Below are 13395 nucleotides of genomic sequence, written 5' to 3'. Positions count from 1 at the left end.
TTTCATGCTTACCAAACCGACGGTTTGTCGCATACTCCATAACAATAACAATCACGGGTGTGATCGATGAGTGATAACCAGTCCAGAACCTATTCCGTCGAGGAGATGCGCTTTCGTCTGCTGATCGATGCCGTGGTGGACTATGCCATTTACATGATTGATCCAGACGGCATCATCACCAGCTGGAACGCCGGCGCCAAGCGTTTCAAAGGGTATGAGGAGGCGGAGATTCTCGGTCAGCACTTCTCGCGCTTTTATACCGAAGAAGATCGCTTGGCCGGTTTGCCGCAACGTGCGCTGGACACGGCAATTGGCGAGGGTCGTTTCGAAGGCGAAGGCTGGCGTGTACGCAAGGACGGTACGCATTTCTGGTCGCACGTGGTGATTGATCCGATCATCGATCCATCGGGCAAGCTGTTGGGTTTTGCCAAGATCACCCGTGATCTTACCGACCGCAAAATGGCCGAAGAAACCCTCAAGCAAAGCGAGCAGCAGTTTCGCTTGCTGGTCCAAAGTGTCACGGATTACGCCATCTATACGCTCGCCCCGGATGGACGCGTGTCCAACTGGAATCTGGGCGCCCAGCGCATCAAGGGTTATCGCCCCGAAGAAATCATTGGCCAGCATTTTTCGATTTTCTATACCCCGGAAGACCGCGCTGCCGGTGAGCCGCAACGGGCATTGGAGATCGCAACGCGCGAGAAGCGCTTCGAAAACAAAGCCTGGCGCGTGCGCAAGGACGGGACGCGGTTTATGGCCCATGTGGTGGTCGACCCGATCTGGGGCGAAACCGGCACGTTACTCGGCTTTGCCAAGATCACTCGGGATATCACCGAAGCCACGCAGGCGCAGCAGGCCCTGGAGCAAACCCGCGAGGCGTTGTTCCAGGCGCAGAAGATGCAGGCCATCGGTCAACTCAGCGGGGGGATTGCCCACGACTTCAATAACCTGCTGACCGTCATCCTCGGCAACCTGGAAATCGTGCGCAAGCGCGTGGGTGACGATCCGAAAGTCACCCGTTTGCTGGATAACGCCACTCAGGGTGCGATGCGCGGGGTGTCGCTGACCCAACGCATGCTGGCGTTTGCGCGGCGTCAGGAACTCAAGTCCGAATCAGTCGATTTACCCGGGTTAGTGCAAGGCATCACCGGCCTGTTGCGTAGCTCGCTCGGGCCTTCAGTGACACTCGAAACACGTTTTGCACCCGGGCTCGTTCCTGTCATGGCCGACCTCAATCAGCTCGAGTTGGCGGTGTTGAATCTCGCTACCAATGCCCGCGACGCCATGCCCAAGGGCGGCCGAATCGTCATCAGTGCCAAGACGGGAGATGCCAGCGATCAATCAGCCCTGCACTTGGCACCAGGCGATTATGTCTGCCTCACTATCAGCGATTCAGGTGAAGGGATGGATGAAGCCACACTCGCGTCGGCGAAAGACCCGTTCTTCACCACAAAAGGCATCGGCAAAGGCACGGGGCTGGGGTTGTCGATGGTCCATGGGTTTATCGAACAATTGGGCGGACGGTTCATTCTCAAGAGCCAGAAAGACGTAGGCACTACCGCCGAGCTCTGGATACCTGCCGCCACGAGCGCGTCGGTGGTCAAACCCGTCATGGAGTCGGCACAGCCCCCTCCCGTGGAGCAGTTGTGCGTGTTGGTGGTGGACGATGACAGTCTGGTGCTGACCAGCACCGTCCTGCTGCTTGAGGATCTCGGGCATCGGGTAATCAGTGCGACATCGGGAGCGCAAGCGCTTGAGCAGTTCGACAACGAGCAGCACATAGACCTGCTCATTACCGACATGGCCATGCCGAAGATGAATGGAGCGCAACTGGCACAGGCCATACGGTTCTTCAAACCCGGCCTGCCGATTATCCTTGCCACGGGCTATGCCGAGCGGCTGGAAGGCTTCGCCGCCAAACTTCCGCGCTTGTCCAAGCCCTTTACCCAACTCAACCTGGTGGAAGTCATCGCCCTGGCCATGAAGTGAGCAGGGCGGGAGGGCGCTTTGAGATTCGGCTGAACTTTGCCCGGGTACGTTTCTTCTAAACGTTTTCCCAGACTTATGTGATTGCCGTGCCAAGAATATTGACCGAGCCACCGGCCGAAGAGGCCCTGACCGAACATAATGCGAAGATGTTCGGCTCACCCAAGGAACGCCTGGATTTTTACCGCCGGGAAATCCAGTACGAAACCAGCATCCTCGCCAATCGAACCGACGCTTATCTGGCCGCGCAATCGTTTCTGGTGATTGCCTTTGCTTCCTGCATGTCCAACCTCAATCCGGAGTGGGGGAAACTCTTCACGCTGGTGGTACCGGCGTTCCTGGCGTTACTGGGATTGCTCAGTTCGCTCAACGCCTGGCCGGGCATCCGTGCCGCCTATGACATCATCGATCATTGGCATTTCAAGCAGAGTGAATTGCTGCGCGCCGAGCCATTGATGGGGTTGGCGTACGATGAGTCTCCGCTGTTCAGCGAGATGGAGTCGTCCCACAAGGGGTATCGCAAGTCGTTGCTGTTTTCCGTGCGCACGCCGTGGATCTTTGCCACGTTCTGGGTATTGCTGGGCATGTACGCGGTGTACATCCAGGTCACCAACCCCGGCGGCTGATCCGCACAATAAAAAGGCCCGGCGGTTGCCGGGCCTGGTGAATCAATGCACTTCATCACGCTGCCATGTTGGACGCGGTCAGTTCTTTCTTGTATTGAACCTTGAGCGTTTCCATCTGTGCACCCAGCTCTTCCAGAGTGGTCTTGCCCAGCAGCTTCTTGGCTTGCGGGAACATTTCCGTTTCCTCTTCTTCGATGTGGTGTTCCAGCAATTCCTTGACCACTTTGACTCGACCTGCGAATTCCGGGGTAGAAGGATCGGTGGCTTTCAAGTCAGGCAGTACCAGCGAATCCACGGTGCGATGTTCTTCCTTGGCTTCGTAGTACATGACGTCTTGTTCCTTGCCGCCCGCTTTTTTGAACGCGGGGTACAAGACTTCCTCTTCGAGGCGGGTATGGATGGTGATCTCCATTTCAAGCTTGGCCAGCAGTTCGGTGCGTTTTTTCACACCACGTTCGGTGGACTCGCTCAACTGGGTCAGGATGCTTTTTACGCGTTCATGGTCGGCTTTCAACAGGTCGATGGCGTTCATGGTCAAATCTCTCAGGTAATCTTTGGGGGTGCGCTATCGGTCTCAAGGCCGAAGGTCGCTTATGGTCCTGGAGCATTTGTCGTGCCTACTTTTTCAGTCACGTAATTTCTATGTAAAACAATGGGTTGAGCGCTCTGCTGGCGAACTGCATTCGTGCAGGCTGCATGAGTCTGGAATTTGACTCATGCACTTCGCGGCACCATAGATCCTGGCAACTAGACTGTTCACTTAAGAAAGTTTTGGGGTTGGGTTGGGTTAGGTTGGATTGGATTGGATTGTGGGCATATCCGTTACTTGGGTCACGGCGACTATTGGTTCCGCCCTGACGGCGGGTCACTTTGAAAAGCGCAAAGTAACCAAACGCTTTCGCCCCTGACGTACGGTGCCTCGCTGTGGCTCGGCATTCCCTCACTCCGGTCCTGCTCCGTGGGCCCGCCGCCATCGGCCATCCATGGCCGGGGGCGGCTAACCCGGCATCCATGCCGGGTTGCCCACTGCGCAGAACCTGCGTTCGGCCTTCCGATGGGGCAGATCAAGATCAAAATCAAAAGCGGAAGGCGAGCTAACGCTCGGCCTGATGAGTGGTGAGGAGCAACAGCGGTGCGCCGGCCTGCTCTGCTTTATGTGGGAGTGAGCCTGCTCGCGATGCTGTTGATCTTGTCGTTGATCGTTCCCATGCTTCGCGTGGGAATGCCGCCGGGGACGCTCTGCGTTCCGCTGTCGACACCGGCTTGAGTCTTGCGCAAGGGTGACGCGGAGCGTCACGGGATGCATTCCCACGCGGAGCATGGGAACGATCAGGACGCGTCAGCGTTGAAGAATCAGGCCGGCCGGCAGGCCGCCTCGCTTTGCTTTTGCGGTACACGCCCCCTCGAGAGGCCGAGTGGAGGTTCTGCGCAGTGGGCAACCCGGCATGGATGCCGGGTTAGCCGCCCCCGGCCATGGATGGCCGATGGCGGCGGGCCCACGGAGCAGGACCGGAGCGAGGGCATGCCGAGCCTTAGCGAGGCACCGAACGTCAGGGGCAAAAGCGCTTGGTTACTTGGCGCTTTTCCAAGTAACCCGCTGTAAGAGCGGAACCAATAGCCGCCGTTACTGCAGAAACGGATATGTACCTAATCCCAATCCCAATCCCAATCCCAACCCCAACCCCAACAACCAGGCCAGGCTTTTCAGGTCCACGCTCAGAGCTCAAGTGAATCACGCAAACGCTGGGAATGGTTCGCACACACCGGAATCGGCGGAAAATCTTCATTGAGCAATCGCAAGTGCTCAATCGCTTCCTGAAACTTCTCATCAGCTTTTCTGCGCATTGTCCGATATCGCTCAAACAGCTCCACATCCAGATCGCCGCCTTCAAGCAATTCAAAGGCACAGCGGCTCAGCAACTGGGCTTCTTCGAACATCTGCCGATTGCGTTCCAGAGCGAACGTGCGGCAGGCCTTGATCTGATCGGGGGACGAACATTGAGTCATGACGGGCACCTTATTGTTATCCGAGGTCCCTTTTGAACGGCATCGTTGCCACAGTGGAACCGTACACTGTCGTTCCTGCTTGCCTGACAAAACACAGACGGCATTAACGTTGTGACTGACGGGTTCCCCAGGGATTTAATTTTTTTTGAGATGAAAATTCGATAGGTCAACAACTAATTACACAGCAAAAAATCAAAAAAACCGTTTCTTGCTGCGTTCGTAATGGGCGAGGGTAGGTTGGGTACTGACCCCGTGAATCAGGATGCTCAAGGCAACCACCGACAACGTCAGGTCAGTGCACAGCGTCGCCACCGAGTGATCCAGCCCATGGTTCAAGGCATAGAACAGGTAATATAGGCTGCCGATGCCACGGATGCCGAACCAGCCAATCAACAGCCGCTGCCGCCGATCGAGCAGCCCGCCCCAGGGCATGACTGCGACACTCAAGGGCCGAATCAGGCAAAACAACACCCCGCTGACCAGCAACGCACGCCAGTCCCAGTGCGCGATCAGCACTACGCCAAGCAGCGTCACCAGAAACACTTCCATCGCCCGCTCCACCAGGCTGCCGAAGGCGAGCATGTCTCCCATCATGATCCCCGCTGCGACTTGGGTGTCTTCCAGATGCTCGGTATCGCCATGCACGGCGTGCTGCGGTTCAACGTTCTGATGACCGACAACGGGTTGAACCAGGTGCTCGGCGGGCGGTTGTGATTCGCCGGTGGATTTCACCTCGGCCTGACGCAACCCCAGGCCGGCAGCGAACACAGACAAGAAACCATAGGCGTGGATGGACTCGGCGCCGACATAGGCCAGGGCGATCAGGGCGAGGGCCAGGTAGTCGTTCGGGGACAGCGTGCTGTCATCATTTTTGATCCGCAGCGACAATGTTGCCCGTCCAATACCGCGTCCCATCCAGTATCCCGTCAGCAATCCGGCGGGAACCGCCCAGAGCACACTGCCCAGCGCCCAGTCGCCGAGCCATCCGGGGTTGCCATCGTGTTGCAGCAGTAGCAGCCCAAGGATCACGAACGGAAACGCAATGCCGTCATTGAGTCCGGCTTCACCGGACAGGCCAAAGCGCACGCTGTCGTCGTCCCTTGCGTCGTTGACCTGGACGAGGGCTGCGAGCACAGGGTCGGTCGGCGCCAGAATGGAGCCGATCAGCATCGAGGCCCCCCAGGACAACTGCAGCCCGTAATGCAGCAACAGGCAGAGGCCGCCGATGGTCAAGACCATGACCGGACCGGCGAGACCGAAGGCGATCCGCCAGTTCTTTTCCTTCAGCGGCGAGCGCAATTTCAAGCCGCAGACAAACAATGAAAAGAGCACCGCGACTTCCGTCAGGTGCTCCATCCAGCCAGAAGCGTCATCAATGTCGAGTTTCAACAGGCCGAGCCCTGCCGGCCCGATGCCGACCCCCAGCGCCAGGCAGACGGCTGAAGTGGTCACCGGCATCCAGCGCAGGTACGACGAGGTCAGTGCCAGCGTCAGCAGCACGGCGCCCAACACGGCCACCCATATAATAAAGCTCATGATCGGTACTCGTCAGGGGGCACGTGTGGGCGGGTTCAAGGTGATCAAACGAACGTTACGCTTGCCCGGTGAGGTGCAAGACGGAAACGACAGGCGCGATCACAACATCGGCTTGCCGCCCGTGACGCCATACCGTTGCCCCGTGATGTAACTGGCCTCGTCCGACGCCAGCAGCACATAAATCGGCGCCACTTCCACCGGTTGACCCGGCCGCCCCAGTGGGGTTTGGGCTCCGAAGTTCTGCACTTCTTCATTGGGCATGGTCGAGACGATCAAGGGTGTCCAGATCGGCCCCGGTGCCACGCAGTTCACCCGAATGTTTTTTGGCCCGAGCATCTGCGCCAGGCCGCCGGTGAAGTTGGCGATCGCGCCCTTGGTCGTAGCGTAGGCGAGGAGGGAGGGTTTGGGCATGTCAGAGTTGATCGAGCTGGTGTTGATGATCGAACTGCCGGCCTTCATGTGCTTGAGCGCGGCCTGGCAGATCCTGAACATGGCCGTGATGTTCACGTCGAAAGTCATGACCCATTCTTCGTCCGGGATGTCTTCGAAGTGCTCGTGAGTCATCTGGAAGGCGGCGTTGTTGACCAGAATATCGATCCGGCCAAAGCGCTCGACGGTCTTGTCGACCAGGGCCTGGCATTGCGCTTTGTGCGCAATGTCGCCGGGCAGCAGCACGCACTGGCGCCCGGCCTGTTCGACCCAGCGTGCGGTTTCCTGTGCGTCTTCGTGTTCATTAAGGTAGGCAATGGCGACATCCGCGCCTTCACGGGCGAAGGCAATGGCTACCGCCCGGCCGATACCACTGTCAGCCCCGGTGATCAGGGCGATCTTGCCGTCCAGCCGGCCCGAGCCTTTATAGCTTTGCTCGCCGCAGTCCGGGTAGGGATCCATTTTCTTTTGCGAGCCGGGAACGGGCTGGCCTTGTTTCTTGAAGGGTGGTTTTGGGTAGTCAATCATCGGGAAATCTCCGTTCTCGAGGCACAAGAGTCAAAGGGTTGACCTTGGGTTTTTGCCTTGAGTTCGGTTGGATTTCGGAGCCTCTTTCATAGATCGTTCCCACGCTCTGCGTGGGAATGCCGCAATGGACGCTCTGCGTCCGCTCTTGGGACGCAGAGCGTCCCGGACTGCATTCCCACGCAGAGCGTGGGAACGATCAACTGGGCAGGGTCAGGCCTTGAGGTTGAGCAGGCTGCGCTCCATTCGCGCCAGACCCTCTTCAAGCAACGCCCGCGGGCAGCCGAAATTCAGGCGCACGAACTGCCGGTCGTTATCGCCGAAATCCAGTCCCGGGCTCAGGCCAACCTTGGCCGTTTCGAGGAAGAACTGTTGCGGATTGTCCAGACCCAGGGCTGAGCAATCGAGCCACGCCAGGTACGTGCCTTGCGGGATGTTCATTGTCACGCCCGGCAGCCGGGTGCGAACCGCGTCCACCAAATAATCCCGATTGCTTTGCAGATACGCCTTCAAATCGGCCAGCCACGGACCGCCTTCGCTGTACGCGACGCGCGTCGCTTCCATGCCCAACGGGTTGACGCTGTCGACCATGCCGCAACGCGCATGATTGACCCGAGCGCGCACCGCAGCGTCCTGAATGATCATGAAGGAGGTTTTCAGGCCGGCGATGTTGTAAGCCTTGCTCGCCGACATCAGCGTGATGGTGCGCTGAGCGATCTGTGGGCTTAATGAAGCGGTCGGAATGTGCACACGCCCGTCGAAACACAGCTCGGCATGGATTTCATCGGAGATGATCCAGGCGTTTTGCTCCAGGCAGATGTCGGCGACCGCTTGCAGTTCTTCCCGCGGGAAGACCTTGCCCAGCGGGTTATGCGGGTTACTCAGCAGCAGCGCGCCGCCACCTTTGAGCGCCTGGCTCAAGGCGTCGAGTTGCGTGGCATAAGTGCCGTCGGCCAATGCATCGAATTCCAGTTCAACCTTGTGCAAACCCCAGTGACCCGGCGCATGGCGCAGCGGCGGGTAGTTCGGGACCTGGACCACCACGTTCTGCTGCGGCTCGACCAGCGCCTTCAGGGCCATATTGAAACCCGACTCCACGCCCGGCAGGAAGATCAGTTCTTCCGGCAATACGCGCCAGGCGTACTTGTTCCAGAGGTCGGCAATGACGGCCGCGCGCAGATCATCCTGAGGCACGCTGTAGCCGACCATCGGGTGTTCGAGGCGTTTACGCAGGGCTTCGACAATGACCGGCGGCGCGGCGAAGTCCATGTCGGCGACCCACATTGGCAATACATCGGCGGGGTAGCGGCTCCACTTGGTACTGCCTGTGTCGTGGCGGTCGAACACCTGATCAAAATCGAAGGTCATGCTCAGTCTCGTAGAAAGCGTGGTTGAACGTGGCGCAATGATAAACGCCAAGCCCTGTGGGAGCGAGACGCTAATGGTGCGAACAACACATTCCCACAGTGTCAGGTGTGATGGCTGACATCCGGCACTGCCCGATGGTCGGTTTCCAGGCAGTCAGTTCTCCCATTGGCTAAAGTTTCAGATGTCGGTAGTCACGCTGCCGCCACTGTGATCGTCAAGAAAAACCCGGCAAAAGTACCGGGTCTCCACCTGATCAGGAGTGCACGATGGACCTCAACCGTCGTCAGTTCTTCAAGGTCGCTGGTATCGGCCTTGCGGGCTCGAGCCTCGGCGCGCTGGGCATGCTCCCCGCGACAGCCTTCGCCGAGCAGGTACGCCATTTCAAACTCGCCCACACCCATGAAACCCGCAACACCTGCCCGTATTGCTCGGTGGGCTGCGGCGTCATCATGTACAGCCAGGGCGATACCGCCAAAAACGTTGCGCAAAGCATCATCCACATCGAAGGCGATGCCGACCACCCCGTCAACCGCGGCACCCTGTGCCCCAAAGGCGCCGGTTTGCTGGACTTCATTCACAGCCCCGGCCGCCTGCAATATCCGCAAGTGCGCAAGCCGGGCAGCACCGAATGGACACGCATTTCCTGGGATGAAGCGCTGGACCGGGTCGCCGACCTGATGAAGGCCGACCGCGATGCCAACTTCATCGAGAAGAATGCCCAGGGCCAAACGGTGAATCGCTGGCTGACCACGGGGTTCCTGGCGGCGTCGGCGGCGTCCAACGAAGCGGGCTACATCACCCACAAGGTCATTCGCAGTCTCGGCATGCTGGGGTTTGATAACCAGGCGCGTGTCTGACACGGCCCGACGGTGGCAAGTCTTGCCCCGACGTACGGCCGTGGTGCCATGACCAATACCTGGACCGACATCGCCAACGCGAACTTGGTCCTGGTGATGGGCGGCAACGCAGCAGAAGCGCACCCCTGCGGCTTCAAATGGGTGACCGAAGCCAAGGCGCACAACAAGGCGCGGTTGATCGTGGTCGACCCGCGGTTTACCCGCACGGCCTCGGTGGCTGACTATTACGCGCCGATACGCACCGGCACCGACATCGCGTTCATGGGCGGGTTGATCAACTACCTGCTGGCCCAGGACAAGATCCAGCACGAATACGTGCGCAATTACACCGACGTGTCCTTCATCGTCAAAGCCGGCTATGGCTTCGAGGACGGAATCTTCAGCGGTTACGACGTCGCCAAGCGCAGCTATACCGACAAGTCCGGCTGGGGTTATGAACTCGGTGAGGACGGCTTCGTCAAAATCGACCCGACCCTGCAGGACCCGCGCTGCGTCTATCAATTGATGAAGCAGCATTACAGCCGCTACACCATTGAACTGGCGAGCCAGATTTGTGGCATGCCGGTCGACGCCATGCAAAAAATCTGGGACGAGATCGCTACTTGCGCGCAACCGGGCAAGACCATGACGATTCTCTATGCGCTGGGCTGGACCCAGCACTCGATTGGCTCGCAAATCATCCGCAGCGCCGCGATGGTGCAATTGCTGCTGGGCAACGTCGGCATGCCGGGCGGGGGCGTGAATGCCTTGCGCGGGCACTCCAACATCCAGGGCCTGACCGACCTCGGCTTGCTGTCCAACTCGCTGCCGGGTTATCTGACCTTGCCGACGGATGCCGAGCAGGATTACAACACCTACATCGTCAAACGCACGCAGAAACCGTTGCGTCCGGGGCAACTGTCCTATTGGCAGAACTACAGCAAATTCCACGTCAGCCTGATGAAAGCCTGGTACCGCGACAACGCCACGGCCGAGAACAATTGGGCCTATGACTATTTGCCGAAGCTGGACATTCCCAACTACGACATCCTCAAAGTGTTCGACCTGATGGGGCAGGGCAAGGTCAACGGCTATATGTGCCAGGGCTTCAACCCTATCGCGGCGTTGCCTGACAAGAACCGGGTGATGGCGGCGCTGGCCAAGTTGAAATGGCTGGTGGTGATGGACCCGCTGTCGACTGAAACCTCGGAGTTCTGGCGCAATGTCGGGCCGTACAACGATGTGAAGAGTGCGGACATCCAGACCGAAGTGATTCGCCTGCCCACCACCTGTTTCGCCGAGGAGGACGGCTCGCTGGTCAACAGCAGTCGCTGGCTGCAATGGCACTGGAAAGGCGCCGAAGGCCCGGGCGAAGCTCGCACCGACATCCGCATCATGGGCGAGTTGTTCATACGGCTGCGCCAGCGTTATCAAGCCAATGGTGGCGCTTACGCCGAGCCGATCCTAAAACTGTCGTGGCCCTACAAGATGCCCGAGGAGCCGTCGCCGGAAGAACTGGCGAAGGAAATCAACGGCTACGCGGTCAGCGATTTCACCGATGCCACGGGCGCGGCGATCAAGGGCAACGCGCAACTGGCCGGGTTCGCCCAGCTCAAGGACGATGGCAGCACGGCGTCCGGCTGCTGGATTTTCTGCGGCAGCTGGACCGAGACCGGCAACCAGATGGCCCGCCGCGACAACAGCGACCCTTACGGCATGCATCAACATCAGGGCTGGGCCTGGGCGTGGCCGGCGAACCGGCGGATTCTCTACAACCGTGCCTCGGCGGACCCGCAAGGCAAACCATGGGACGAGAAAAAACGCCTGGTGTGGTGGAACGGCAAAGTCTGGGGCGGCACCGATGTGCCCGACTACAAGGCTGACGTGCCACCGGAAGCGGGGATGAATCCGTTCATCATGAACCCCGAAGGCGTGGCGCGATTCTTCGCCGTCGACAAGATGAACGAGGGCCCATTCCCCGAGCATTACGAGCCGTTCGAGACGCCGATCGGCATCAACCCGCTGCACCCGCAAAACAAGAAAGCCACCAGCAACCCGGCGGCGCGGATCTTCGATTCGGTGTGGGATTCGCTCGGCGTGGCCAAGGATTATCCATACGCGGCGACGAGCTACCGGCTGACCGAGCATTTCCACTTCTGGAGCAAGCACTGCAAGCTCAACGCGATTGCCCAGCCCGAGCAATTCGTCGAGATCGGTGAAGTGCTGGCCAAGGAGAAAGGCATCGTCGCCGGCGACCGGGTCCGGGTCAGTTCCAAGCGTGGCCATATCGAAGCGGTAGCGGTGGTCACCAAGCGAATCCGGCCGCTGCAAGTCAACGGTCAGGTCGTGCACCAGATCGGTATCCCGCTGCACTGGGGCTTTACCGGACTCACGCGCCACGGCTACCTGACCAACACCCTGGTGCCGTTCCTCGGCGATGGCAACACTCAGACCCCGGAATCCAAGTCATTCCTGGTCAACGTGGAGAAAGTCTAAATGGCCAGCCAAGACATCATCGCCCGTTCGGCCACCACCACCGTGCCGTCCTCGGTGCGCAATCAGGAGGAAGTGGCCAAGCTGATCGACACCACCAAGTGCATCGGCTGCAAGGCTTGCCAGGTCGCCTGCTCGGAATGGAACGAGCTGCGCGACGAGGTCGGCCACAACCTCGGCACCTACGACAACCCTCAGGACCTCAGCGCCGACACTTGGACCTTGATGCGTTTCACCGAGCACGAAACCGACGCCGGCAATCTGGAGTGGCTGATCCGCAAGGACGGCTGCATGCACTGCGCCGAACCCGGTTGCCTGGCGGCGTGCCCCAGCCCCGGCGCGATCATCAAGCACGCCAATGGCATCGTCGATTTCGATCAGGATCATTGCATCGGCTGCGGCTATTGCATCACCGGCTGCCCGTTCAACATTCCGCGGATCTCGCAGAAAGATCACAAGGCGTACAAATGCACCTTGTGTTCGGACCGGGTGGAAGTGGGGTTGGAACCGGCCTGTGTGAAAACCTGCCCGACCGGCGCCATCGTGTTCGGCAGCAAGGAAGACATGAAGGAACACGCCGCCGAACGCATCGTCGACCTGAAAAGTCGCGGCTTCGACCACGCCGGCCTGTACGACCCCGAAGGTGTCGGCGGCACGCACGTGATGTATGTGCTGCACCACGCGGACACGCCGGCGCTCTACGCCGGTTTGCCGGCCAGCCCGACGATCAGTCCGTTGGTGCACTTGTGGAAAGGCGTGAGCAAGCCCTTGGGGTTGTTGGCCATGGGCCTGGCGGTGTTGGCCGGGTTCTTCCATTACGTGCGCATCGGCCCGCAAGTGATCGAGGAGGATGAACTGCCGCCGTTCAAAGACCCGGCGGTGCATGAAGTCGATCCATCGGTGCATACCTATGATCCGAAACGGGAGGACCGGCCATGATCCGTAAACAGATCCTTCGCTACACCGCCAACCAGCGCACCAATCACTGGCTGGTGGCGATCCTGTTTTTCATGGCGGCGCTGTCCGGCCTGGCGTTGTTCCACCCGGCACTGTTCTGGCTCAGCAACCTGTTCGGCGGCGGGCCGTGGACACGCATCCTGCACCCGTTCATGGGCGTGGTGATGTTTGTGCTGTTCCTGGGCCTGGTGATTCAGTTCTTTCGGGCGAACTTCTTTATCAGCAATGACGGCTTGTGGCTCAAGCGCATCGGGCGGGTGATCCGTAATGAAGAAGAGGGTGTGCCCCCGGTCGGCAAGTACAACCCGGGGCAGAAACTGCTGTTCTGGACGTTGCTGCTGTGCATGCTGGTGTTGCTGTTCAGCGGGCTGGTGATCTGGCGCGCCTACTTCAGCGTGTACTTCGGCATCACCGCCATTCGCTGGGCGATGCTGCTGCATGCGTTGGCGGGTTTCGTGCTGGTGCTGAGCATCATCGTGCACATTTATGCCGGCATCTGGATCAAGGGCTCGATCAGCGCCATGGTGCATGGCTGGGTCAGCCGCGCCTGGGCGAAGAAACACCATGAACTCTGGTATCGCGAAGTGACCCGAGACGAGCATCCCGACCGGCCGATCAGCAAAAAAGGATAA

At 59.4% G+C, this 13395-nt stretch carries 10 protein-coding genes; 5 read left to right on the top strand and 5 right to left on the bottom strand.

What is annotated here, in order from left to right:
• Positions 1-66 precede the first annotated feature (66 nt).
• Together BLQ41_RS21800 and BLQ41_RS21795 are read left to right on the top strand one after the other, a co-directional pair.
• Positions 67-1989: a hybrid sensor histidine kinase/response regulator gene (locus tag BLQ41_RS21800; protein WP_090184157.1), complete on the top strand. Its 1923-nt coding sequence runs from the start codon at positions 67-69 to the stop codon at positions 1987-1989.
• Positions 1990-2075: 86 nt separating this feature from the next.
• Positions 2076-2612, top strand: a complete 537-nt coding sequence (locus BLQ41_RS21795) for a hypothetical protein (RefSeq protein WP_090188737.1) — start codon at positions 2076-2078, stop codon at positions 2610-2612.
• A 55-nt stretch (positions 2613-2667) separates the two neighbouring features.
• On the opposite strand, the gene BLQ41_RS21790 is transcribed toward BLQ41_RS21795, so the two are convergent.
• The 5 genes from BLQ41_RS21790 to BLQ41_RS21770 all read right to left on the bottom strand — a co-directional run bounded on the left by BLQ41_RS21790 (position 2668) and on the right by BLQ41_RS21770 (position 8477).
• On the bottom strand, positions 2668-3144 hold the full coding sequence (locus tag BLQ41_RS21790; protein WP_090184153.1) for a hemerythrin domain-containing protein: 477 nt from the start codon (positions 3142-3144) through the stop codon (positions 2668-2670).
• A 1184-nt stretch (positions 3145-4328) separates the two neighbouring features.
• Positions 4329-4619: a hypothetical protein gene (locus tag BLQ41_RS21785; RefSeq protein WP_090184150.1), complete on the bottom strand. Its 291-nt coding sequence runs from the start codon at positions 4617-4619 to the stop codon at positions 4329-4331.
• A gap of 192 nt (positions 4620-4811) precedes the next feature.
• Positions 4812-6155, bottom strand: a complete 1344-nt coding sequence (locus BLQ41_RS21780; protein WP_090184148.1) for a cation:proton antiporter — start codon at positions 6153-6155, stop codon at positions 4812-4814.
• Positions 6156-6254: 99 nt separating this feature from the next.
• On the bottom strand, positions 6255-7112 hold the full coding sequence (locus BLQ41_RS21775; RefSeq protein WP_090184145.1) for an SDR family oxidoreductase: 858 nt from the start codon (positions 7110-7112) through the stop codon (positions 6255-6257).
• 210 nt (positions 7113-7322) lie between these two features.
• Positions 7323-8477, bottom strand: a complete 1155-nt coding sequence (locus BLQ41_RS21770; RefSeq protein WP_090184143.1) for a MalY/PatB family protein — start codon at positions 8475-8477, stop codon at positions 7323-7325.
• Between the two features lie 266 nt (positions 8478-8743).
• Between BLQ41_RS21770 and fdnG the strand changes: the two genes are divergently transcribed.
• Genes fdnG through BLQ41_RS21750 form a run of 3 tightly spaced genes read left to right on the top strand, consistent with a single transcriptional unit; the run spans position 8744 to position 13395 of the window.
• Positions 8744-11809, top strand: a complete 3066-nt coding sequence (gene fdnG, locus BLQ41_RS21760) for a formate dehydrogenase-N subunit alpha (RefSeq protein WP_157695037.1) — start codon at positions 8744-8746, stop codon at positions 11807-11809.
• On the top strand, positions 11810-12745 hold the full coding sequence (gene fdxH, locus BLQ41_RS21755) for a formate dehydrogenase subunit beta (RefSeq protein ID WP_090184134.1): 936 nt from the start codon (positions 11810-11812) through the stop codon (positions 12743-12745).
• Positions 12742-13395 (top strand): formate dehydrogenase subunit gamma, encoded by a 654-nt coding sequence (locus tag BLQ41_RS21750; RefSeq protein ID WP_090184132.1) that lies wholly within the window; start codon positions 12742-12744, stop codon positions 13393-13395. Before fdxH ends, BLQ41_RS21750 begins: the two co-directional genes overlap by 4 nt.

The organism is Pseudomonas arsenicoxydans, assembly GCF_900103875.1.
Lineage (GTDB): Bacteria > Pseudomonadota > Gammaproteobacteria > Pseudomonadales > Pseudomonadaceae > Aquipseudomonas > Aquipseudomonas arsenicoxydans.
Note: the sequence above shows the minus strand (reverse complement) of the source record. Positions and strands in the feature narration are given on the sequence as shown.